This is a genomic window from Candidatus Streptomyces philanthi, from assembly GCF_059553635.1.
This window is the reverse complement of the sequence record NZ_JCANQV010000001.1, coordinates 1-22389: the sequence shown is the minus strand read 5'-3', so window position 1 is coordinate 22389 and position 22389 is coordinate 1. Positions and strand designations below refer to the sequence as shown.

The 22389-nt window shown below is 71.3% G+C and carries 20 protein-coding genes, 1 tRNA gene and 1 pseudogene; 10 read left to right on the top strand and 12 right to left on the bottom strand.

The features are described 5' to 3' along the window. Positions 1-77 precede the first annotated feature (77 nt). The gene (locus tag AC51EU_RS00110) at positions 78-458 is read left to right on the top strand and encodes a DUF6415 family natural product biosynthesis protein (protein ID WP_496264474.1); all 381 of its coding nucleotides are present in this window, start codon (positions 78-80) and stop codon (positions 456-458) included. Between the two features lie 138 nt (positions 459-596). On the opposite strand, the gene AC51EU_RS00105 is transcribed toward AC51EU_RS00110, so the two are convergent. Beyond that, positions 597-848: a helix-turn-helix transcriptional regulator gene (locus tag AC51EU_RS00105; RefSeq protein ID WP_496264473.1), complete on the bottom strand. Its 252-nt coding sequence runs from the start codon at positions 846-848 to the stop codon at positions 597-599. 486 nt (positions 849-1334) lie between these two features. After that, a tRNA-Val gene (locus AC51EU_RS00100) sits at positions 1335-1409 on the bottom strand. Between the two features lie 141 nt (positions 1410-1550). Between AC51EU_RS00100 and AC51EU_RS00095 the strand changes: the two genes are divergently transcribed. The 7 genes from AC51EU_RS00095 (at position 1551) to AC51EU_RS00065 (ending at position 8311) form a co-directional block, all read left to right on the top strand. Further along, positions 1551-2930, top strand: coding sequence for a coiled-coil domain-containing protein (locus AC51EU_RS00095; RefSeq protein ID WP_496264472.1), 1380 nt, complete (start codon positions 1551-1553; stop codon positions 2928-2930). Positions 2931-3272: 342 nt separating this feature from the next. Continuing rightward, positions 3273-3962: a DUF4383 domain-containing protein gene (locus AC51EU_RS00090; RefSeq protein WP_496264471.1), complete on the top strand. Its 690-nt coding sequence runs from the start codon at positions 3273-3275 to the stop codon at positions 3960-3962. A gap of 282 nt (positions 3963-4244) precedes the next feature. After that, positions 4245-4943, top strand: a complete 699-nt coding sequence (locus AC51EU_RS00085; protein ID WP_496264470.1) for a FadR/GntR family transcriptional regulator — start codon at positions 4245-4247, stop codon at positions 4941-4943. Positions 4944-5015: 72 nt separating this feature from the next. Beyond that, the gene (gene dgoD, locus AC51EU_RS00080; RefSeq protein ID WP_496264469.1) at positions 5016-6161 is read left to right on the top strand and encodes a galactonate dehydratase; all 1146 of its coding nucleotides are present in this window, start codon (positions 5016-5018) and stop codon (positions 6159-6161) included. Positions 6162-6484: 323 nt separating this feature from the next. Then, on the top strand, positions 6485-7105 hold the full coding sequence (locus AC51EU_RS00075) for a bifunctional 4-hydroxy-2-oxoglutarate aldolase/2-dehydro-3-deoxy-phosphogluconate aldolase (RefSeq protein WP_496264468.1): 621 nt from the start codon (positions 6485-6487) through the stop codon (positions 7103-7105). Continuing rightward, positions 7102-8073, top strand: a complete 972-nt coding sequence (locus AC51EU_RS00070; RefSeq protein ID WP_496264467.1) for a sugar kinase — start codon at positions 7102-7104, stop codon at positions 8071-8073. Before AC51EU_RS00075 ends, AC51EU_RS00070 begins: the two co-directional genes overlap by 4 nt. 25 nt (positions 8074-8098) lie before the next feature. Further along, on the top strand, positions 8099-8311 hold the full coding sequence (locus AC51EU_RS00065) for an FmdB family zinc ribbon protein (protein WP_496264466.1): 213 nt from the start codon (positions 8099-8101) through the stop codon (positions 8309-8311). Positions 8312-8422: 111 nt separating this feature from the next. On the opposite strand, the gene AC51EU_RS00060 is transcribed toward AC51EU_RS00065, so the two are convergent. The 3 genes from AC51EU_RS00060 to AC51EU_RS00050 are packed head-to-tail and all read right to left on the bottom strand — an operon-like array spanning position 8423 to position 12945. Beyond that, a complete protein-coding gene (locus tag AC51EU_RS00060) occupies positions 8423-9241 on the bottom strand; it encodes an HAD family hydrolase (RefSeq protein WP_496264465.1) in 819 nt (272 codons plus the stop codon). Then, entirely contained in the window at positions 9238-11745 is a 2508-nt protein-coding gene (locus tag AC51EU_RS00055; RefSeq protein ID WP_496264464.1) for a phosphoribosyltransferase, read from the bottom strand. The genes AC51EU_RS00060 and AC51EU_RS00055 overlap by 4 nt, the downstream gene beginning before the upstream one ends. Before the next feature lie 27 nt (positions 11746-11772). Beyond that, the gene (locus tag AC51EU_RS00050) at positions 11773-12945 is read right to left on the bottom strand and encodes an HpcH/HpaI aldolase/citrate lyase family protein (RefSeq protein WP_496264463.1); all 1173 of its coding nucleotides are present in this window, start codon (positions 12943-12945) and stop codon (positions 11773-11775) included. A gap of 218 nt (positions 12946-13163) precedes the next feature. On the opposite strand from AC51EU_RS00050, the gene AC51EU_RS00045 reads away from it, so the two are divergent. Next, complete coding sequence (locus AC51EU_RS00045) at positions 13164-14204, top strand: TerD family protein (protein WP_496264462.1); 1041 nt, start codon at positions 13164-13166, stop codon at positions 14202-14204. A 12-nt stretch (positions 14205-14216) separates the two neighbouring features. Here AC51EU_RS00045 and AC51EU_RS00040 read toward each other — a convergent pair whose 3' ends face one another. The 6 genes from AC51EU_RS00040 to AC51EU_RS00015 form a co-directional block, all read right to left on the bottom strand. Then, the gene (locus AC51EU_RS00040) at positions 14217-14951 is read right to left on the bottom strand and encodes a TerD family protein (RefSeq protein ID WP_496264569.1); all 735 of its coding nucleotides are present in this window, start codon (positions 14949-14951) and stop codon (positions 14217-14219) included. A gap of 101 nt (positions 14952-15052) precedes the next feature. Beyond that, positions 15053-16177 carry a DUF475 domain-containing protein gene (locus tag AC51EU_RS00035; protein ID WP_496264461.1) on the bottom strand — a complete coding sequence of 375 codons (1125 nt, stop codon included), beginning with the start codon at positions 16175-16177 and terminating at the stop codon, positions 15053-15055. A gap of 49 nt (positions 16178-16226) precedes the next feature. Then, positions 16227-16802, bottom strand: coding sequence for a TerD family protein (locus AC51EU_RS00030; protein WP_496264460.1), 576 nt, complete (start codon positions 16800-16802; stop codon positions 16227-16229). A gap of 201 nt (positions 16803-17003) precedes the next feature. Continuing rightward, the gene (locus AC51EU_RS00025; RefSeq protein WP_496264459.1) at positions 17004-17579 is read right to left on the bottom strand and encodes a TerD family protein; all 576 of its coding nucleotides are present in this window, start codon (positions 17577-17579) and stop codon (positions 17004-17006) included. 201 nt (positions 17580-17780) lie between these two features. Next, complete coding sequence (locus AC51EU_RS00020; protein WP_496264458.1) at positions 17781-18239, bottom strand: peroxiredoxin; 459 nt, start codon at positions 18237-18239, stop codon at positions 17781-17783. Positions 18240-18385: 146 nt separating this feature from the next. Beyond that, entirely contained in the window at positions 18386-18826 is a 441-nt protein-coding gene (locus AC51EU_RS00015) for a DUF3052 domain-containing protein (RefSeq protein ID WP_496264457.1), read from the bottom strand. 510 nt (positions 18827-19336) lie between these two features. On the opposite strand from AC51EU_RS00015, the gene aceE reads away from it, so the two are divergent. Next, the gene (gene aceE, locus AC51EU_RS00010) at positions 19337-22069 is read left to right on the top strand and encodes a pyruvate dehydrogenase (acetyl-transferring), homodimeric type (protein WP_496264456.1); all 2733 of its coding nucleotides are present in this window, start codon (positions 19337-19339) and stop codon (positions 22067-22069) included. 73 nt (positions 22070-22142) lie between these two features. Here aceE and AC51EU_RS00005 read toward each other — a convergent pair. Then, a pseudogene (locus AC51EU_RS00005) lies at positions 22143-22389 on the bottom strand (peptidase inhibitor family I36 protein); the annotation flags it as partial.

The following is a 22389-nucleotide window of genomic DNA, read 5'->3' as shown; positions in this document are numbered from 1 at the left end:
AATCTGTGAGCGTTGTGAGCGTGGAGGGGCGTCACGCTAGCCCCGTACCTGCCCGTTAAGGCGAAATGGGGGCAATCGTGAAGCCCGAGGAGCACACGCAGCACCGGCCGTCACCAACCGACTCGGTCGACGTGGAGGTCATACGGGCGTCCGTCGGCCGTGCGACGGCGCTGCGCAGCGACTCGCGGTCGCTTGTCGAGTTGGTGGAACTGGTCCGGGTGCTTCAGGGGCACGTCGAGGCGCTGCTGCCAGTCGCCGCGGCAGCGACCGATCGCCTGTGGCACGGCAGCATGGAGTGGTCCGTCGCTGCTGGGCGACTGGGCGGCATCCGCTTCGATTTGAGGAGTCAGACCACCCCCGACAGCCTGCTGGGCGCTCGGGCGCAGGTCGGTCGGCTGGTCCGCGACGTCGACTGGCTGCTTTGCCATCTGAGTTCTACGAAAGAAGACGGCCAGTGATCTGTTGCCGATGTGACAAGCCCATCGAACGCGGCGAGAAGTTCACCACACATGTGCACGACCGGCCGTCGGGGGCGCCGGTCATCACGTACTCGCACGCGGTGCTGTGCAAGCCCCTCCCCGTGCAGACGACTCTGCTCAGTCGGTTTCGATCCCGATGACGAGGTCCGCGAGCGGGATGCCCAGCGCGTCGGCGATGAGCAAGAGGGTGTCGAGGACCGGGCTGGCGTGGCCCTGCTCGATCCTGTTGATGGTCTGCCGGTCGACGCCGGCGCGCTCGGCGAGTTTCTCCTGGGTGAGGTTGGCGTGCAGGCGTGCTGCGCGGATGCGGCCGCCGATAGCCCGGCGCCGGGCGACAACCCGGGCAGGTGGCGGGACAGGGGATGGCACCTGTCCACGCTCGGGTGATCATGGAGTGAAGTCTGTATCGTCAACCGTACTTTTTTGGATCTTGTGCACGATGCGCATGTGATCCAGTTCGAAGCAGGGTGACCGCCGGCGTCCACGTATCCGCCGTGAGCGGCCATTCCTGGCTCTGATTCGGTCAGAGCGCACCGCCCCACCCCGTACGCGGGGTGGGGCGGTCTACGTTTATACGAGCGGTCCCCGCCGACTACCTCGGCGGGGACCGCTGCCTGCGGGCCGGGCCTCCCCGCCCGGCGCCGCAGGATGCGGCGAGCACGTATCTGGCGCGTGTGAGGAGCCACGCCAACCCTCGCCATCAGGGCCACTGTAGACGGCACGGACTTGCTGCGGGACCCAAATGGAAGATCCGCTTCGGGGAGTCCTCGTGGGGATGTGGACTCTATGTGGACTTTGATCTTGGCGACAGATCTCGCTACGACGCACTAGACGCCGTTGACCTGCACCTGGAGCTGGTGGGCGCAGACGGGTTCGAACCGCCGACATCTGCTTTGTAAGAGCAGCGCTCTACCGCTGAGCTATGCGCCCTGGATGAGCCGACAGACTACCTTGCCTTCGGGGCGGAACGGCAAACTCGTGCGGGAAACGTGAACTCCTGGGCTCGGTCGTTCGTTTCCGTCAAGTGGGAGAATGGCATCCGGCCAGGGGCGATGCGATCGGGAGAGGGATGTGACGGCGAGATACACGCGGCCGCGGGAGCAGCGAGGACGCCGTCGGGTCCGCGGGGGTCCGGTCCGTGATGTGGTGGCGCTCATGTTGCTGCCGTTGCCGCTGTGGGCGGCGCTGGCGCCGGCCGCGTTCGCGGGCGGGGGGACGCGGCGCTGGTTCGGGCGCGGGGAGAGTCAGCGGGCCGAGGCGCAGGCCGCGAAGGACGCGGCCGCGGCGGCGTTCTACGAGCTGGACACCACGCAGCGGGAACTGCGGATCTCCATCGAGACGATCACCGCGGTCGACGGTTCGCCGCAGGCCGTGCAGGCCGCCGCGGACTTCGAGCGGTTCGAGCGGCGGATCGACGAGATCAGCCAGGCGTACATCGCCTCGGTGGACGCGCACGATCTGGACCGCGACGATCTCGACAGCGGGGCGGCGGCGCGGGCACGGGCCGATCTGGCCCGGGCGAAGGACGATCTGGAACGGACCAAGATCGATCTCGACCGGTTCTCGCAGACACTCGCACCGTTGTTGCAGGCCGCGGAGACGGAGCTGGCGCGTCTGGCGCCGGCCGTGGAGCGCGCCCGGCAGGCCCTGCTGGCGGCGAGCAACGCGCTGGACGCGGCGCGCGGGCAGGGCCTGAGGGCCGACGATCTCGCGGCTCGGCTGGCGGCGCTCGCGCCAGAGCTGACCAAGCTCAATCAGGGTGCCGGGCAGCACGGCGTACAAGAAACGATCCGGCGCGCCGACGAGGTGCTGCGCAAGGCCGAGGAGGTACGGGCGGAAGCCGGGCGGCTGCCGGAGCGGGCGGCGGAGATCGACAAGCGGCTGGCCTCGCTGCGCACCCGTACGCAGGCGGTCGCGAACCGCGCCGAGCAGGTCGAACCGGTCCTCAGCGAGCTGCGGCGGCGGTACAGCGCGGCGTGCTGGCAGGACCTCCAGCACGTACCGGAGCGGGCGGCGCAGTCCGTGCGGCGGGCCGAGGCCACGCTGGGTGAGGCGCAGCAGGCGCGCGACGAGCAACGGTGGGCGGACGCGACCAGCCGGCTGGCGACGGTACGGGCGCTGCTGGACACCACGGGCGAGTCGGTAGCGGCGGCCGGTGAGCGGCTGAAGCGGCTGGACGCGGTGTCGTTCGACCGGCAGCAGGAGGTGGACCGGACGCGCTTCGCACTCCGGGACGCGCAGCGACTGGCGATGGCCGGCCGCCACACCGCCGATCCGCGGCACGCCCGCCCGCTGGACGAGGCGGTGGCGCGCCTGGACCGGGCGGTCGCGGGCTTGGACGGCCGGCACCCCGACTGGTGGCACTTCCTGACCGAGACCGAGGCCGTACGGGAGACGGCGGCACGGGTGGTGCGGGAGATCCGGGAGGAACGGGGCGGCACGGGGGTGTGAGGCGGTGGACGCGGGGGCATCCGGTCTCCGGTCTTCGGTCTCCGGTCTCCGGTCTCCGGTCTCCGGTCTCCGGTCTCCGGTCTCCGGTCTCCGGTCTCCGGTCGTGCGACGCAGGGTGGAGGCAACGGGTTCCCTTGACGTGTCCGGGCGGGGCCCGCTCCTACAGCTATTCCGTACGTGCATCCCTCTCCGTGATCGCGTACACGTCCCTACGCGCTGTGTACGTCCGCACGCGCAGGAGCGCGCCCCCGTCCTCCCGGCGCGTTGGCGGGACGTCGGGTGGGGGCGGATGCTGAAGGGGAGTACGGCCGGAGCGGCACCTCTGCGCGAAGGAGGCCGGACATGGCTACCGCGAGCACCCCACGGACCGGCCCGAGTGGTCTGTACGGGCCGTCGAACCTGTTCCGCAAGGGCAGACTGCGGCACACACGCCTCAACGAACATCTGCCGGTGGATCACCGGCTGAGCAAGGTCTACCGCGTCGGCGCCGGGTTGATGGGGCTGGTACTGCTCGCCTTCGGCATCCTGGGGCTGGTTCACAGGATCGGGTTCTTCGACACCGGTGGCGCCACGGTGGCCGGGCTGAACACCAACGGTGCGCTGAGCGTGCTGTCGATCGTCGTGGGCGCGATCCTCTTCATCGGGATGGTGATCGGCGGGAACTTCGCGTCGACACTCAATGCCGTGCTCGGCGTCCTGTTCCTGCTGAGCGGGTTCGTGAACCTTGCGCTGTTGCAGACGAGCGCGAACTTCCTCGCCTTCCACATCCAGAACGTGCTGTTCAGCTTCGTGGTCGGGCTGATGCTGCTGGTGTTCGGGCTGTACGGCCGGGTGAGCGGAGGGTTGTCGCACGACAACCCGTACTGGCAGACGCGGCATCCGGAGGAGGTCCGGCGGCTGTCCCAGGAGTTGCGGCATCCGCTCAGCGGGGCGGCTGTGGCGCGGCAGGCGGAGCTGAACCGGCGCCGCGCGGGCATGGAGCGGAGCGAGGAGGAGCGACGCCGGGATCTCGGTGAACCCCCGCGGGAATGAGGACTGCCGCTGTCGCGGAGGCCGTGGGGGCGGAATGCGGGACTGCGGGGCGCGGAGCGTCACACCAGACGCAGCACGCGCACCCGCCACGCTTGGAGCAACTGGCTTACCCCGTACCGGAAATACGAAGTACCAGACGCATCGGGTGCACCACTGGCCCGATGCGTTTCATCTTGCGGGCAGGCCCTGGATTTTCCGCCGAAAATAATTGCTAATTAACGACTTCTTGTGCGACCATAGCAATCAGCGGATCACGGAGCGTCACGATGATCGGGGGAAGTGATGACGCAGCAGGTAAGCACAGCTTCGTACGTCGGGCGGGGTGTCCACCGAACGGCGGTGGAGGCCCTGGCCGAGCGGATCTTCGACGGTACGTACGCCGAGGGGGACACCCTCGATGTGCGCGGACTGATGGCGGAACTGGACGTCAGCCAGACGGTCCTGCGCGAGGCGGTCAAGGTGCTGACCGCCAAGGGGGTGCTCGACGCCCGGCAGAAACGCGGCACCTTCGTCCGTCCCCAGGAGCAGTGGAACCTGCTCGACGAGGACGTGCTGCGGTGGAAGCTGGCCGCGGGCGCGCCACCCGCGTTCTTCGCCGATCTGCACGCTCTGCGGCGCGCCGTGGAGCCCTCCGCCGCCGCGCTCGCCGCGCGGTACCGCACCGACGCCGATCTCCGGGCCCTGGACGCCTCGCTCGACGCGATGGCCGCGGGCGGCCGCGATCCGGCGCTGCGGGTACGCGCCGACGCGTCCTTCCACACCGCGCTGCTGACCGCCTCGCACAACCGCTTCCACTCACAGATGTACCGGGTGATCGTGCCCGTACTGATGGAACGCGACCGTGCGGTGCACTCCGGTGGGGTTCACGCCCCGCATCCCGCGCACGCCGAGGTCGTCACCTCCATACGTGACCGGGACGCCGCGCGGGCCTCGGCCTCGATGCTCGCCCTGCTCGACCTGGCCGCCCGCGACCACCCGTAGCGGCGGCCGGCGGACCGTCTCCCGCGGGCCGCCGCGACCGGCAGTACGACGCGACGAAAGGACGGCACGTTCATGAGGATCAGCCGTATCGAGACGTTCCTCGCCCCGCCGCGCTGGATGTTCGTCCGGGTGGAGACCGACGAGGGTGTCGTGGGGTGGGGGGAGCCGGTGGTCGAGGGAAGGGCCGAGCCGGTCCGAGCGGCCGTCGGTGTGCTGTCGGAGTATCTCGTCGGGCGGGACCCGGAACGCATCGAGGACCACTGGCAGGTGATGACCAAGGGCGGCTTCTACCGCGGTGGTCCTGTGCTGTCCTCCGCCGTCGCGGGGCTGGACCAGGCACTGTGGGACATCAAGGGCAAGCGGTGCGGCCTCCCGGTCCACCAGTTGCTCGGTGGTCCGGTGCGCGAGAAGGTCCGCGCGTACTCCTGGGTGGGCGGGGACGATCCGGGGGCGGTGCGGGAGGCGCTGGCCGCGCAGATCGAGGCGGGTTTCACGGCCGTCAAGATGAACGGCTGCGGACCGATGGGCGCTGTCGCCACCCGCGCCGAGATACGGGCCTGTGTACAGCGCGCCGAGGTGGCACGGGAGGTCCTGGGCGACGAGCGGGACTTCGGGCTCGACTTCCACGGCCGGGTCTCCCCCGCCAACGCCCGCCGTCTGCTGCCGCTGCTCGCCGACGCCGCGCCGATGTTCGTGGAGGAACCCGTCCTTCCCGAGCACGAGCACGCCCTCCCGGACCTCGTCAACGCCTCGCCGATCCCCCTCGCGCTCGGCGAACGCCTCTACGGTCGGCGGGAGTTCCTGGCCCCGCTTCGGGCCGGGGTGGCGATCGTGCAGCCGGACGTCTCCCACGCGGGAGGCATATCGGAGCTGCGCCGGATCGCCGCGCTCGCCGAGGTGTACGGGGCACAGCTCGCGCCGCACTGCCCGCTCGGCCCCGTCGCACTCGCCGCCTGTCTCCAGGTCGCCTTCACCACACCGAATTTCCTGATCCAGGAGCAGTCCCTCGGCATCCATTACAACCAAGGGGCGGAACTCCTCGGCTATGTCGCGGACCCGGAACCGTTCCGCTTCCACGACGGTTCGCTGCTCCGTACCGACCGGCCGGGGCTCGGCGTGGAGGTGGACGAGGCGGCCGTCCGCGCGGCCGACGCCCGGGGCCATGCCTGGCGCAACCCGATATGGCGCGACGGGAACGGCGCGTTCACCGAATGGTGAGGGGCCTCGCGATCCGCCGCCGGGCGGAGAAGCCCGTCACGGGCGCGCGGGTCGGCCTGGGGGCGTGGCCCGGCACGGGCGCGCGGGCCGCCCCGGGCACATGGGCCAGCGAGGGCGCGCGGACTGCCACAGACAAGCGGGCCGCCCGCCGCAAGGCTCCCCGCAGGGGCGCCCGCCCCCGCCGCCGACGCCGTACCAAACGCCCGATGCCACTGCCCGAACCGTCTGCCCGCCCCCTCCCCAGCACCCCGCCCTCGCCCCCTCCCGTAACCAGCCTCCTGACCAGCAGCCACCCGCTCACGGCGGAGAAAGCAGGAATCTCCATGGACTTCACCACAGCGCTCCGGGCCGAGCGGCTGGTGGCCATCGTTCGCGGCCGGGACGCCGAGGCGTCCTTCCGTACGGTCATGACGCTCGCGGAGGAGGGCATCGCACTGATAGAGGTCTCGCTCAGCGGGACCGACGCCCTCACCGTGATCCGGCGGGCCCGGGCCGCCCTGGGCGACGAGGCATGGATCGGGGCCGGCACGGTCCGTGGCGCGCGGGACGCCCGCCTGGCGGCGGAGGCCGGGGCGAACCTCATCGTCACGCCCGGTCTCGGCGCCGGGGTGGAGGAGTCCGTGCGGCAGGGACTTCCGGTCCTCGCCGGGGTGCTGACGCCGTCGGAGGTGATAGCCGCCGAGGCCCTGGACGTCGCGGCGCTGAAACTGTTCCCGGCGTCGATGGGCGGGACCGCGTATCTGAGGGCGCTCCGCGCACCCTTCCCCGAGCTGCCGTTCGTCCCCGTCGGCGGGGTGGACGCGGCCGGGGCGCAGGCGTATCTGGCCGCGGGTGCCGTGGCGGTGGGCGTCGGGTCCCCGCTGGTCGGTGACGCGGCGGACGGCGGCGACCAGGCGGCGCTGCGGGAGCGGGCCGCCCGGTTCCGGGAGGTGTGCGCGCGATGACGGACCGCCCCGACGTCCTCACCTTCGGCGAGACGATGGTGGCGCTGCGCGGCAGCGGCCCGTTGCGGCTCGGGGGCACGATGCGGGTCTCCGTCGCCGGTGCGGAGAGCAATGTCGCGATCGGGCTGGCCCGGCTCGGCCACCGGGTGCGCTGGTCGGGCGCGGTCGGGGCGGACGAGGCCGGGGAGCTGGTGCTGCGTACGCTGCGCGCCGAAGGGGTGGAGGTGTCCGGGGTCCCGGCGGACCCCGGTGCGCCGACCGGGCTGCTCCTGTTCGAGCCCCGGCTGCCCGAGCTGACCCGGGTGCACTACTACCGCGCGGGCTCGGCCGCCTCCCGGCTGGCCCCGGAGACCGTCGAGCGGGCGTTCCTCGCGGCTCCACCGCGGGTGCTGCATCTGACCGGTATCACCCCGGCACTCGGCCCGTTGGCGCGCGCCGCGGCGGACGCGGCGCTGCGCCTGGCCGGGCGGTACGGCACTCTGGTCTGCCTCGACGTCAATTTCCGTTCCCGGTTGTGGAGCGCCGAGGCCGCCGGGCGGGTCCTGCGCGGCTGGGCTCCGCACGCCGATGTGCTGATCGCGTCGGACGACGAGCTGCCGCTCTGTCTGCCGCCGGCCGAAGGCACGCAAGACCCCTCCCTGGAGGAGCAGGCCGCGCTGCTGCGGGGGCTGGGGACGAGTGAGGTGGTGGTGAAGCTGGGTGCGGAAGGGGCGACGGCGTTCACCGCCGGGGGCGCGCTGCACCGTCCCGCGAAGTCCGTACGGGCGGTGGACCCGGTGGGGGCGGGCGACGCCTTCGTGGCCGGTTATCTCTCGGCGCTGCTGGACGGTGAGGACATAGCCGGGCGTCTTGAGCGGGCGGTCACCACGGGGGCGTTCGCGGTGGCCTGCCAGGGGGACTGGGAGGGGGCTCCCACCCGCGCGGAGCTGGGCCTGCTGGGCGCGGGGCCCGGCAGCGTCGTCCGGTGAGGGGAGGCGCGGTTAATGTGTGGCCATGCCTCGTTACGAATACCGGTGCCGTCCCTGTGACACCACCTTCGAGCTGAACCGGCCGATGGCCGAGTCCTCCGCCCCGGCCGTCTGCCCGCAGGGGCACGAGGACACGGTGAAGCTGCTCTCCACGGTCGCCGTCGGCGGCTCCGCGAGCGCCCCCGCGCCCTCCGGGGGCGGCGGAGGCGGTTGTTGCGGAGGCGGCTGCTGCGGCTGAACGGTCCCACGGGGCCGGACCCGGCGCACACCGCGGGCACGGTCCGGCACCCGGGTGGGCCGCCCGCCCGCTCGGGGGGCGCCCCGCCTCCGGCCCGAGGCCGCGCCCCGATCAGCCCCCTGCGCGGACCCCCGCCCGCTCCGCGAAGCCCCGTACGATCCGTTCGCCCGCCGCGACTCCGCGCTCGGTGAGTGCGGTGATGTGCGGGGCCTGCCAGCCGGTGTCGGCCAGTTCGCCGTGGCCGGGGCGCCAGCCGTGGTCCGCGGCCAGCAGCAGGTCGGCGTCGAGCAGTGAGTCGCCCGCGGCGAGGACCGTGTCCGCTCCGGTGCGGCGGGCGACCTCCGCGACGGCCGCGCTCTTGGTGAGCGGTTCGGGCACGGCGTAGAGCTTGCGTCCTTGCAGGGAGACGGTCCAGCCGCGGTCCGCGGCCCAGGCGGTGAGTTCCTTCACCCAGGTGTCCGGCAGCAGCGGGCGGTCGACGACGAGGTAGGCGAACAGGTCCTCCGCGGTGCGTGCCTTGAGCAGCCAGGAGGGGTCGGCGGTGCGGACGAGACGGGCGTGGATGTCGTCGAGCGGGGCGCACCGTTCGGCGAGCCGCCGGGCGACGGTGCGCTGCCAGTCGCGGTCGGAGACGCCGTCGGCCAGGAGGTGTCCGCCGTTGGCACAGACCGCGAACCGCGGCGGCGGGCCGGGGAGCCGGACACGCAGGTACTGCTCCCGGGTCCGGGTGGTGGCCGGGACGAAGGGGACGGTGGTGGCGAGCGTGGTGAGCAGTCCGGCCGCCGTCTCCGTCATGTAGGACAGCGGCCTGTGCTCGTAGACCTCGACGCAGAGCAGCCGGGGGGCCTCGGCGTCGGGCCCGGTGAGGTGCAGCGCGGCCGCGGAGTAGATCAGGGTGCGGTCGAGGTCGCTGGCGACGATCGTGGTCATCGGGACGCCACTGCCTTTCCGTCGGCTCCGGTGGCCCCGCGGGTGTAGCGGGGGTGGATCAGTCCGACGCAGCTGTAGGGGAGGTCGTCGGTCTCCTCGACGGGGACGCCGCGCTGTTCGGCCAGGAGGCGGACATGGTCGAGGTCCGTTCCGGCGCCGCGCCGGGCGAGGATCTTCCAGGGGACGCGGCGCAGCAGGACGCGGGTGGTCTCACCGACGCCCGGTTTGACGAGGTTGATGTCGTGGATGCCGTGTTCCTCGCTGATCCGCTCGACGGCCGCCCAGCCTGCCCAGGTCGGTGACCGGTCGGCGGCCGCCAGGGCCGCGGCGTCGGCGTCGACGGCCCCGGCGACCTCGTCGAAGTGCTCGCCGACGGCGTCCAGGAAGGTCCGGGAGACATCGGCGTCCGCCAGTTCGCGGTAGAACTTCGCGCCGTGGAAGTCGTCGGGGCCGACGAGGTCGTCGCGCAGCACGGTGCGCGATATCAGTCCGGAGACGGTGGAGTTGAGGCAGGCGGAGGGGATGAGGAAGTCCTCGCGGGTCCCGTAGGTGCCGACGCAGCCGCCGGGGTCGGCGAGGACGGCGATGTCCGGGTGGAAGCCGGGGAAGTCGGCGAGGGCCGCGGTGAGTTCGCGGGTGATGGCGCCCTTGCCGGTCCAGCCGTCGACGAAGACCACGTCGGCGGGGTCGTGGTGGGCGGCGAGCCAGCGCAGCGCGGTGGTGTCGATGCCCCGGCCGCGGACGATGGAGACGGCGTAGTGCGGCAGGTCGAGGCCGTGCGCATGGCGTGCCCAGCGCCGCATCAGCACGCCGACGGGGGTGCCGGCCCGTGCCAGGGAGACCAGCACCGGGCGCGCTCCCGGGCGCCCGCGGCGCAGCGGGTGTTCGCGCAGGACGGTCTCGGTGACGGTGCCCACGGCGCGGGCGATCCGGCCGGCGGAGGTCCGCAGCGCGTCGTGGAACAGTTCCTGGTAGCGCGCGGACGGCTGGTACTCGACGGGCAGCGACTCGGCGTAGTGGGCGCCGCCGCGCTGGATGGCCTCCTCCCGCTCCTCCGTGGGCGCCTCCAGGGGCACCGAGGAGAGGTCCTGGAGCAGCCAGCCGACCTCGTCGGGGGCGTAGGAGGAGAAGTGGGGGCCGCGCAGCGGTTCGGGCAGGGGCCGGGACGTCCGTCGCGGAGCGGTGGGCCGGGCGGCGGCCGGGAGGTGGGCGGGGACGACGGCGAGCAGCAGGCGGTCGGTGTGTGCGGCGAGACGGGCCAGCAGCCCGTCGGGGGCGTGCAGCGCGGGCCGGTCGCCGTGGGTGTCGACGACGGCGACGACGGCGTCGAAGCGGCGCGCGGGGTCCTTCCCGGCCGCGACGTTGTAGGCGTACCGGTCGCCGGGGCCGTCCGCCGGGTCGTCGTGCGCGGGGAAGGAGAGCCGGGTGCGGATGGCGTAACCGGGGTCGTCGACGGCGAGGACCGGTGAGCGGGTGGTGGTCGAGAAGTACACCTCCGTCCGCCCGGTGGGGTCGGTGTCGAGGGCGCGGGCCAGGCGGAGCGGGGCGTACATCAGTTCCTCGTTGCCGAGGACGAGGACGCGGCGGGCGTCGCCGAGGCGGGCCCGTATCCGTGCGGCCATGTCCGGGAGGGCGGCCTCCAGCCGCTGCCGGTGGTCGGGGGTGAAGCCGTGGCGTCCGCCGTCGGGGAGGTCCGCGGGCCAGCCGAGGTCGACGCGTACGGGGGTGGCCGCCGGGGCGGGTGAGGTGTCGGTGACAGGCGGGGTGTCGTGGGCGGCGACGAGGTCGCGGCCGCGATCGAGGACGTCGGGCGGCAGGCGGACCCCGCCGCGTGCCAGGGCCACGAGTTCGACGCGGGCGCCCAGGTCGGCGGCGGTCTCCTCCAGCCGCAGGCGGTCGTCCGGGGAGCGCAGGTCGACGAGGGCGACGATCACGTACCGCCGGCGCGGGTAGCGGGAGTGCAGGGCCCTGATGGTGTTGAGGACGGTGGTGCCGGTGGAGAACTCGTCGTCGACGAGCACCAGCGGCCCGTCCCCGGCGAGCAGCGCGGGGTCCTCGGGGAGCAGCAGGTGCGAGGTGGCGTGGCTGTGCTCCTCCTCGAAGCCGCCGGCCGTCCCGACGCCGGGCACGGGCCGGCGGGTGGAGTGCAGGTACGGGGCGAGCGCCAGGCCGTCCGCGACGGAGTGTCCCAGGGCGGTGGCGGTCTCGGCGTAGCCCAGGACGACGGCGCGGGCGGCGTCCTCGTCACCGAGCAGGTCCCGCACCCTGCGGCCGAGGCCGACGCCGGTGTCGTGGACGAGCGCGGGGCGCTGCGGTACGTGCTTGCCGAGGACGTTCGACACGAGCAGATGGGCGCGCCGGGGGTTGCGCCGCAGGGCGAGGCCCAGCAGTTCCGGCAGCCGCTCCTCGCCTTCCAGGGCGATGCCGAGCCGCCGGGTGACCCACTCTCCCGTCCACACCACGCGTGCGGTCTCCTCCGTCATGTCGTTCGTCGTGTCCCTCATGTGCTGGATGCGGTGGCCGCTGGTGTGTCAGGTGTGGCGGGTGCTCGCGGTGAGCAGTTCGACGAAGCCGACGCCCTCGCGCGCCACACCGAACGCCTCGGCGCGCAGCAGTGTCCGCTCGGCCCAGGCGCGGTGCGGCTTCACCTCGTTCATCTTGTTGGTGTAGGCGGAGCGCAGGACGCCGCCGTCGCCGCGTTCGGGCCGCAGGATGTCGGCGGCGTCGCTGAACTCCTCGTGGCTGACGACGGAGAGGGCGTGCACGGGCGCCACGTGGGAGGGGTGGATGCAGGTCTTGCCCTGGAGGCCGTTGGCGCGGTCGAGTTCGGTCTCGCGCAGCAGCCCGTCCATGTCGTGCTCGATCAGGTCGGCGCGTAGTTCCTCGGCCCGGCCGAGGAAGGGGCTGCGGCGCAGCTGGGGCTTGAACATCCGCTCGTGGAGCCGGAAGTACTCCCACACGGGCCCGGTGACGGTGAATCCGGTGCCGTCGGCGCGGCCGAGGAGGTTGACCACGTCGCCGATGACGGAGGCGACGATCTGCACGTCGTACGCGGTCATGTCGGGGGCGCGGCGCAGGCCGTAGGCGGAGCAGAGGTCGGTGACGCCCAGGCGCAGGGCGAGGACGCGGTCGCGGTGGGTGCCGACGGCGCGGGCGATGCCCGCCAGGGTCGCCTGCCGGGTCTCCAGGTGCAGCAGCTGGGGCGATTCGAGGACCGGCATGGCGAACAGACGGTGTCCGGCGGCCGCTTCGGCCTTGCCCAGCTCCTCCAGGAACGGTGTCCCGCGTTCCTCGGTGAACTTGGGGAGGACGAAGCCGGAGAGCCGGCGCGCGGTGGGGCCCATGCGCCGTACGAGGTCGGTCATCTGGCCCGGGGCGCGGACGCGGACGAACAGCAGGGGCAGGTCGGCGCCGGCGGCGGCCGCCTCGTCGAGCAGGCGGAACTGCCGTACGAGGTTCTCCTCGCCGGTCGCGACATCGGCGTCGCCTATGGCGTCCTCCAGGCAGAGCACCATGGAGATGACGCCGTGCGCGGCCTGCTTGAGGACGTCGGTGGCGAGCTGCGGGCGGGTGGCGGGGCTGTAGAGCGTGGCGCCGAGGGCGACCGCGAGCAGACGGGCCGGGGAATCGGGGGTGAACTCCGTGGGTTCCTGATGGAAGAGTCCCTTCCGAACATCGGGCGGAAGATGCCCAAAGTGACGCATATAACTCCCCGTATACAGGCGTGAACCGGGCACCGCCGCCACATCCCGTCGTCTGGATCCAGCCGGTAATCGTACGTGCGGCCGGGCGCCGAAAGTTCCCCCGGGCCGGAAAACGTCGCGCCCTCCGAGGGCGGACCGGCGCTCTCCCGCAGCCGGAACGACCGCGCCGGGCGGGCCCCGCGTTGTCCCCCCACGCACCGGGAAGGCAGGATTGCGACATGACGCACGCGATGCAGAAAGGGTCGAACGTACCTCTCGACGCCACGGCCGTACGGGCGGTCCTGCGCTGGACGCCCGGTCCGGGCGTCCCCGACGTCGATGCCTCGGCGCTGCTGGTGGGAGCCGACGGGCGCGTGCGCTCCGACGAGGACTTCGTCTTCTACAACCAGCCGCTGCACCCCAGCGGCCGGGTCCGGCATCTGCCCACCTCCCCGCTGGCCGACGGCCTCGCCGACGTCATCGAGGCCGAGCTGTCCGGGCTGGACGACTCGGTGGACCGGATCGTGCTGGCCGCCTCGTCGGACGGCGGCCCGTTCGCCCGCGTACCGGACCTGCGGGTGCTGCTGTACAACGCGACGGCGGACGACGGTGAGCCGCTCGCGATCTTCGACGTGGTGCCCGACACGGGCGAGGAGACCGCCCTGATCTGCGGCGAACTGTACCGGCGCGCCGACGCCTGGAAGTTCCGCGCGCTGGGACAGGGGTACGACAGCGGCCTGGTGGGACTGGCCACGGAGTTCGGGATCTCGGTCGACGACGGCGACGGGGACGCCGGCGAGCGGGAGCCCGCGCCCGAGGCGGACGGTCCCGCGCCCGTCCCGCCCGCCGCCCCTTCCGAGACGACCACCGCGTTGGCGCCGGAGGCCGACGCCGTCACCCGGCAGGTGACGGACCACACGCCCGGCCCGGCCCCGGCCCCTCCGCCCGAGCCCGTCCCCGCCCCCCTGCCCGACCCGGTACCGGAGCCCCGCTCCGCCGCCCCGCTGCCCCCGGCACCTCCGCAGCCCGCCGGAGGGTACGGCTACCCGCAGCCGGCCACGGGCGGATACGGCTATCCGCAGCACGTCCCCCCGCCGCCGGCCCAGCCGCCGCAGCCCGCCTACGGGCAGCCCGGTCCGCCGCCCCCGCAGTACGCGCCGGCCGGCTACGGCTATCCGCAGTCCCCGCCCTACGGCTATCCGGCGCAGCAGCCGCAGCCCGTGGTGCCGGACCCGTCGTTCACGCTGCCGCCGCAGGGGCCGCAGTTCCAGCACCGGTAGCGGCCCCGGGGCTCAGGACTTGTAGCCCCGGGCCCAGTGCAGCCCCCAGCCGTACAGCCGGTCCAGTTCGGCCTGGAAGCCGTAGACGTACTTGACCTCGCGGCGCGCTATCAGCCCGTCCTTGGTGTTCTCCAGCATGAGGATGGCGCAGGAGCGGGCCTGCGGGGCGCGCTCGTCGAGCCGGATCTCCATCCGGGGGCCGGTGGTCGGGTAGAGGGTCACCACGGCGTGGGTGCGGTCGAAGGCCGGTGTGCCGTCGTAGATGTAGACGAAGACCAGCAGCCGCTTGATCTCCTCGCGGCGGTCCATGTTGATGTAGAGCGTCTCGCCGGAGCCGGAGCCGAACCGGTCGTCGCCGCTGAGCTTGACGTACGGCGGGCCGTTGAGGTCGCCGAGGAAGTCGCCGAGCGGCTGCACCACGCCCTTGGTGCCGTCCTTGAGCTCGTAGAGGCAGGCCAGGTCCAGGTCGATCTGGACGACGGCGGGTCCCTGGGCCTGCACCATCTGGGGCTTGAACAGTTCCCGGGGGGACCGCAGCAGGCTGCCGGTGCGGCGGGGGGCGCGCTCCCCCAGGTCCGAGGTGCGCATCTGCCAGCTGAGGTTGACCCGCATATGGCCGGTGTCCGCGCCCTGCTTGGTCAGCGAGACCACCGGATGGCGCTTGGTCAGCTCGACGACGTACGACGCTCCTCCGCCGTCGAACACCGTCGTACCGCCGCCGCGCCGCCAGTTCCCCAGGAACGACACCTTGCCCACCCCATCGCTCGGTCCTGTGCCATGACATCGGGGCGGCCCGAGGTCCGCACCTCCGGCCGCCCCGTCAAGAGCGTTCCTCCGTCAGGCCCGCGTCACACGCCGGAGGATACTTCCGCCGCCGGCCGCCGCGCACCGTCCTCGCCGTCATCGCGCCGGTTGCGCAGGACGGAGGAGCCGAAGGAGAGGGCGATCAGTACGACGCCGATGAGGCCGGTGACGACCTCGCTGATCTCGTACTGGATGGTGAGGAGCAGGATGACGGCCAGCGCGCCGATGGCGTAGTGCGCGCCGTGCTCCAGGTAGACGTAGTCGTCCAGGGTGCCCTTGCGGACGAGGAAGACCGTCAGCGAACGGATGTACATCGCGCCGATGCCGAGGCCCAGCGCCATCTCGAAGATGTCGTTGGTGATGGCGAACGCGCCGATGACGCCGTCGAAGGAGAAGGACGCGTCGATGACCTCCAGGTAGAGGAAGAGGAAGAACGCGGCCTTGCCGGCCAGGCCCACGACGGTGCCGTTCTTCTTGGCGGGGCGCCCGGCGGCGTCCGCCTCATCCTCCTCGTCCTCCTCCAACTTGTCCTCGAAGTACCCGGAGATGCCACCGACGATGAGGTAGGTGAGCAGGCCGGCGACGCCGGACAGCAGGACCGTGGCGCTCACGTCGCCGGCGCCGTGCGCCGCGGAGGTGGCCACCGTCATCGAGGTGACGAGCAGGACGACCAGCGCGACGATGACGGACAGCATGTCGAGCTTGCCGATACGGGCCATCGGCCGCTCTATCCAGGCCAGCCAGTGGTGTTCCCGTTCCTCGAAGAGGAAGTCGAGGAAGATCATCAACAGGAACATCCCGCCGAATGCGGCGATGGCGGGATGGGCGCTGGTGACCAGCTCCTGATAATGCGCCTTGTCATGGATGGCGAGATCGACCGCTTCGAGCGGACCGAGTTTCGCGGTGATGGCGACGATGACGACCGGGAAGACCAACCGCATACCGAATACCGCGACAAGGATGCCGACCGTCAGGAAGATCTTCTGCCAGAAGGCGTTCATCTTTCGCAGGATGCCCGCATTGATGACGGCGTTGTCGAAGGAGAGTGAAATCTCCAGGATCGACAGGATGCCCACGACCGCGAGCCCTTGCCATCCCCAGAGAACACCCGCCAGGGCGAGGCCGAGCACCGTTACGGCGAACGACCAGCCAAAGGTTTTCAGGAGCACTGCTCAACCATTCCCTTGATGTAGGGGCCCCGGCACGCGGCGCGGCGCTTTACGAAACGTTGACCCCGAAGTCTAGAGCGATGCCCCGCAGGCCCGAGGCATACCCCTGGCCGACGGCACGGAACTTCCATTCGCCGTTGTAGCGGTAGACCTCTCCGAAGATCATCGCGGTTTCGGTCGAGGCGTCCTCGCTGAGGTCGTAACGGGCGAGTTCCGCGCCGCCGGTCTGGTCGACGATACGGATGAAGGCATTGCCGACCTGTCCGAAGCTCTGGCCGCGCGCGTCCGCCTCGTGGATCGACACCGGGAAAACAATCTTGTCGACCTGTTCGGGGACCTGGGCCAGGTCCACCAGGATCGTCTCGTCGTCGCCCTCACCCTCGCCGGTGAGGTTGTCGCCGGTGTGCTCGACCGATCCCTCGGGGCTCTTGAGGTTGTTGTAGAAGACGAAGTACTCGTCCGCCAGGACCCGGCCCGAGCGGCACAGCAGTGCGCTCGCGTCGAGGTCGAACGGCGCTCCCGTGGTGGAGCGCGCGTCCCAGCCGAGGCCGACCATGATCTTGGTGAGGTTCGGGGCGGCCTTGGACAAGGAGACATTGCCTCCCTTGGCGAGCGTGACGCCCATGATGTGCGCTTCCTCTCCGTAGCGGGGCGGGCCGGGTGCCGTCGCCGGCCCGTGGGTCCGTCAAGCGCGTCCGGCGCCGCACTCCCCGGGCGGGGTGTACGGCGCCGGACGCGGGCGTGTGCCTGGACGGCACGGCGGGGCGGGCCATGGGGCACCACCGGAAGGCGGTGCGCCACGGGCCGCTCCGCGGGGGCGGTGGCCTCAGACGTTGACGCCGAAGTCCTGCGCGATACCGCGCAGACCCGAGGCGTAGCCCTGGCCGATGGCCCGGAACTTCCACTCCGCGCCGTTGCGGTACAGCTCGCCGAAGACCATGGCGGTCTCGGTCGAGGCGTCCTCGCTGAGGTCGTAGCGGGCCAGCTCCGAGCCGTTCGCCTGGTCGACGACGCGGATGTACGCGTTGCGGACCTGGCCGAAGCTCTGCTGGCGGTTCTCGGCGTCGTAGATCGACACCGGGAAGACGATCTTGCTGACGTCCGCGGGGACCCCGGCGAGGTTGACCTTGATGGCCTCGTCGTCGCCCTCACCCTCACCGGTGAGGTTGTCACCGGTGTGCTCGACCGAACCGTCGGGGCTCTTGAGGTTGTTGAAGAAGACGAAGTTCTGGTCGTTGGCGACCTTGCCCTGGTCGTTCGTCAGCAGGGCGCTGGCGTCCAGGTCGAAGTCCGTACCGGTGGTGGTCCGCGCGTCCCAGCCCAGACCGACGAGCACGGCGGTCAGATTGGGGGCTTCCTTCGTCAGCGAGACGTTGCCGCCCTTGCTGAGGCTGACTCCCACGGGTCCTCCCATAGGTTCGAGGGGAACATAACGGTGTGCGCCCCCAACGTGCATGGCATCGGATCAACGAACCGATCCTAGTGAGCGGTTCCCGCCGGCCGGAGAAATCGCGGCTGCATGTCGGACGGCCGGCCGCGGCGGGCGCACGGCGCCGCCGGCGCGCGTGCCGCCGCGCCGCGGCCGGCCGTCGGGCACCACGGCTCAGAGCGCTTCGAGCGCCTTGACGTAGTCGTTCAGGTCGCGGGCGTCGGGCAGGCCGTTGACGACCGTCCAGCGCACCACGCCCTCCTTGTCGATGATGAAGGTGCCGCGGACCGCGCAGCCCTTCTCCTCGTCGAAGACGCCGTACGCCCGCGAGACCTCGCCGTGCGGCCAGAAGTCCGACAGCATCGGGTACTCCAGGCCCTCCTGCTCCGCGAAGACGCGCAGGGAGAACGGGGAGTCGTTGGAGACGGCCAGCAGCTGGACGTCGTCGTTGACGAACTTGGGCAGCTCGTCGCGGAGCGCGCACAGCTCGCCCGTGCACACACCGGTGAAGGCGAAGGGGTAGAAGAGGAGAACGACGGCCTTCTCGCCACGGAAGTCGGAGAGCTTGACCAGCTCGCCGTGCTGGTTCTTCAGCTCGAATTCCGGGGCCTTCGCGCCGACCTCGATCGCCATGGGGGTTCCCTTCCACTCACGCTCAACAGGTTGGGGCCAACCCTACGCGCCGGGGCGCACGCGCCGGAGGGCGTCCCCCCGCAGCACCGAGCCCCCTCCGGTGCGGCCCGGAGGGGGCTCGGCGGGGCCGTCGGGGACGGGAGGGCTCAGCGCTTGCCGGACTTGCCCGCCTTGGGCGTCACCAGCCGGCTGCCGGACCAGTCCTTGCCGGCGTTGATGCTCTTGGTCTGGGACAGACCCGCGGTCTGCGCGGCCTCATTGATGTCGCTCGGCTCGATGTAGCCGTCGCGCCCGGTCTTGGGGGTCATCAGCCAGACCGGGGCGCCCTCGTCGATCAGGCCGATGGCGTCCACCAGCGCGTCCGTGAGGTCGCCGTCGTCGTCCCGGAACCACAGCAGGACGGCGTCGGCCACGTCCTCGTAGTCCTCGTCGACGAGTTCCTGGCCGATGACGGACTCGATGCCTTCACGGAGATCTTGCTCGACATCGTCGTCGTAGCCGATCTCCTGGACCACCTGTCCGGGCTCGAACCCCAGCCTGGCGGCAGGGTTGGTCCGCTCCTCCGCGTGGTCCGCGGTCGCGCTCACGGATTGCCTCCTGTCATGTTTCGGAAATGCTCTGTGTGCCCCGCGCGTGCGCGGAGCATTGGGCGTAGTCCACACGGGCGGGGCGGATCGCGCAAGTACCCGGCCGCGGAGACCGCCGAAACGGTGACGTTTGGAGGCGTCTCGGCGCAACTGCGACCCCACCGGGACAGGGGGAAGTGATTCACACCACAGCATTCTGCCGGGTTTGTCGGGCAGGCGCGCGAGTGCCGTGTCCGGCGATTGTGTTCCGTTGCACCCGGACCTGTATTCGGGGGGTGCCCCGCCGCACGCGGGGACGTGTCCGCAGGGGCGTATGGTTGCAATTTGGCCGACCGAAAAAGCGGCCTTTCCGCGCCCGTCTCCGAGGGGCCGTTACCCGCCGGTAGAGGTGACGTATCGCGAAGTCTCGGTACACGATGGAAGACGGCGCGAACCGCAGACAGTCTCCGACGCCGTGCGCAGCATCCATCGCGAGCAGAGCACGAAACGTCCCGAACACGAAGGAACAGCGTGGCTTCCGGATCCGATCGCAACCCGATCATCATTGGCGGCCTTCCCAGCCAGGTCCCGGACTTCGATCCCGAAGAGACCCAGGAATGGCTCGACTCGCTCGACGCTGCCGTCGATGAGCGAGGCCGGGAACGTGCCCGCTACCTCATGCTCCGCCTGATCGAGCGTGCGCGCGAGAAGCGCGTGGCGGTGCCGGAGATGCGCAGCACGGACTACGTCAACACCATCGCCACCAAGGACGAGCCGTTCTTCCCCGGCAACGAGGAGATCGAGCGCAAGGTCCTCAACGCGACCCGGTGGAACGCGGCCGTCATGGTCTCCCGCGCCCAGCGGCCGGGCATCGGCGTCGGCGGCCACATCGCCACGTTCGCCTCCTCCGCCTCCCTCTACGACGTGGGCTTCAACCACTTCTTCCGGGGCAAGGACGACGGCACCGGCGGCGACCAGATCTTCTTCCAGGGCCACGCCTCCCCCGGCGTGTACGCCCGCGCCTTTCTGCTCGACCGGCTCTCCGAGGCCCAGCTGGACGCCTTCCGCCAGGAGAAGTCCAAGGCCCCCAACGGTCTGTCCAGCTACCCGCACCCGCGGCTGATGCCGGACTTCTGGGAGTTCCCGACCGTCTCGATGGGCCTCGGCCCCATGGGCGCGATCTACCAGGCCCGGATGAACCGCTACATGGAGCACCGCGGGATCGCCGACACCTCCGGCTCCCATGTGTGGGCGTTCCTGGGCGACGGCGAGATGGACGAGCCGGAGTCGCTGGGCCAGCTGTCCATCGCGGCGCGCGAGGGCCTGGACAACCTCACCTTCGTCGTCAACTGCAACCTCCAGCGCCTGGACGGCCCGGTCCGCGGCAACGGCAAGGTCATGCAGGAGCTGGAGTCGCAGTTCCGCGGCGCCGGCTGGAACGTGATCAAGCTGGTGTGGGACCGCTCCTGGGACCCGCTGCTCGCCCAGGACCGCGACGGTGTGCTGGTCAACAGGCTGAACACCACGCCCGACGGCCAGTTCCAGACGTACGCCACCGAGACCGGCGCGTACATCCGCGAGCACTTCTTCGGTGACGACCACCGGCTGCGCAAGATGGTCGAGAACATGACCGACGACCAGATCCTCCACCTGGGGCGCGGCGGTCACGACCACAAGAAGATCTACGCGGCGTACGCGGCGGCCAAGGCCCACAAGGGCCAGCCGACGGTGATCCTCGCGCAGACCGTCAAGGGCTGGACGCTCGGCCCGAACTTCGAGGGCCGCAACGCGACCCACCAGATGAAGAAGCTGACGGTCGAGGACCTCAAGGGCTTCCGCGACCGGCTGCACCTGCCGATCCCGGACAAGGACCTGGAGGACGGCCTGCCGCCGTACTACCACCCGGGCCGCGACTCCGAAGAGATCCAGTACATGCACGACCGCCGCAAGGCGCTCGGCGGGTACGTCCCGACCCGTGTCGTGCGCGCGCAGCCGCTGCCGCTGCCCGACGACAAGGTCTACGCGGGCGCGAGGAAGGGCACCGGGCAGCAGAAGATCGCCACGACCATGGCGTTCGTCCGCGTGCTCAAGGACCTGATGCGGGACAAGGAGATCGGCAAGCGCTTCGTGCCGATCGCGCCGGACGAGTACCGCACCTTCGGCATGGACGCGTTCTTCCCGTCGGCGAAGATCTACAACCCGCTGGGCCAGATCTACGAGTCGGTCGACCGCGACCTGCTGCTGGCGTACAAGGAGTCGCCGACCGGCCAGATGCTGCACGACGGCATCACGGAGGCCGGCTGCACCGCCTCCCTGATCGCGGCGGGCTCCGCCTACGCGACGCACGGCGAGCCGCTGATCCCGGTCTACGTCTTCTACTCGATGTTCGGTTTCCAGCGCACCGGCGACCAGTTCTGGCAGATGGCCGACCAGCTCGCGCGTGGATTCGTCCTCGGTGCGACCGCCGGCCGTACGACCCTGACCGGTGAGGGCCTCCAGCACGCCGACGGCCACTCCCAGCTGCTGGCCTCGACCAACCCGGCGTGCGTCGCCTACGACCCCGCGTTCGGCTACGAGATCGCGCACATCGTCAAGGACGGTCTGCGGCGGATGTACGGCGAGAACTCCGAGGACGTCTTCTACTACCTGACCGTCTACAACGAGCCCATCCAGCACCCCGCGGAGCCGGCCGGCGTGGACGTCGACGGCATCCTCAAGGGCCTGTACCGCTTCAAGGCGGGCGAGCGGGGCGAGCACGCGGCCCAGATCCTCGCCTCCGGCGTCGCGGTGCCGTGGGCCGTCGAGGCCCAGCGCATCCTCGCCGAGGAGTGGAACGTCAAGGCGGACGTCTGGTCGGCGACCTCCTGGAACGAGCTGCGCCGCGAGGCGGTGGCGGCCGAGGAGCACAACCTGCTGCACCCGGAGGAGGAGCAGCGCGTCCCGTACGTGACGCGCAAGCTCCAGGATGCCGAGGGCCCGAAGGTCGCGGTGTCGGACTGGATGCGGTCGGTCCCCGACCAGATCGCGCGCTGGGTGCCGGGCGCCTACCAGTCGCTGGGCGCGGACGGCTTCGGCTTCGCCGACACCCGCGGCGCGGCCCGCCGCTTCTTCCACATCGACGCGCAGTCGATCGTGCTCGCCGTGCTCACCGAGCTGGCGAAGGACGGCAAGGTCGACCGTTCGCTGCTCAAGCAGGCCATCGACCGCTACCGGCTGCTGGACGTGACGGCGGCCGACGCGGGCGAGGCCGGCGGCGACGCCTGATCCCCGCGGGTCACAGCCCTGCCGCGCCCCCGGACGGAGTTCCTCCCGTCCGGGGGCGCGGTGTTTTCCCCGCTCAGCTCTCCCAGATCTTGAACGCCCGGATGCGGTACGGCGCCTCCGGGAGGTACGTCCCCGTCCCCGGATAGGTGTCGAACTCGCCGGTCTCGGCGCAGTCCTGGCTCTGGTAGGTGGTGACGGGACGTCCGGTGCGGTTGGCGAGCGAGGCGGCGGTGGTGCCCCCGGGGAGGGGGACACAGCTCTCGATGTCGGTGTCGGCCAGTTCGTGGGTGCGCCGCGCGCCGGCGAAGTGCGGGCGCGGC

Coding starts and splice junctions, on each gene's coding strand:
- AC51EU_RS00090 (WP_496264471.1), top strand. CDS start 3,273: ATGGCTACCGCGAGCACCCCACGGACCGGCCCGAGTGGTCTGTACGGG.
- AC51EU_RS00085 (WP_496264470.1), top strand. CDS start 4,245: ATGACGCAGCAGGTAAGCACAGCTTCGTACGTCGGGCGGGGTGTCCAC.
- dgoD (WP_496264469.1), top strand. CDS start 5,016: ATGAGGATCAGCCGTATCGAGACGTTCCTCGCCCCGCCGCGCTGGATG.
- AC51EU_RS00075 (WP_496264468.1), top strand. CDS start 6,485: ATGGACTTCACCACAGCGCTCCGGGCCGAGCGGCTGGTGGCCATCGTT.
- AC51EU_RS00070 (WP_496264467.1), top strand. CDS start 7,102: ATGACGGACCGCCCCGACGTCCTCACCTTCGGCGAGACGATGGTGGCG.
- AC51EU_RS00065 (WP_496264466.1), top strand. CDS start 8,099: ATGCCTCGTTACGAATACCGGTGCCGTCCCTGTGACACCACCTTCGAG.
- AC51EU_RS00060 (WP_496264465.1), bottom strand. CDS start 9,241: ATGACCACGATCGTCGCCAGCGACCTCGACCGCACCCTGATCTACTCC.
- AC51EU_RS00055 (WP_496264464.1), bottom strand. CDS start 11,745: ATGAGGGACACGACGAACGACATGACGGAGGAGACCGCACGCGTGGTG.
- AC51EU_RS00050 (WP_496264463.1), bottom strand. CDS start 12,945: ATGCGTCACTTTGGGCATCTTCCGCCCGATGTTCGGAAGGGACTCTTC.
- AC51EU_RS00045 (WP_496264462.1), top strand. CDS start 13,164: ATGACGCACGCGATGCAGAAAGGGTCGAACGTACCTCTCGACGCCACG.
- AC51EU_RS00030 (WP_496264460.1), bottom strand. CDS start 16,802: ATGGGCGTCACGCTCGCCAAGGGAGGCAATGTCTCCTTGTCCAAGGCC.
- AC51EU_RS00020 (WP_496264458.1), bottom strand. CDS start 18,239: ATGGCGATCGAGGTCGGCGCGAAGGCCCCGGAATTCGAGCTGAAGAAC.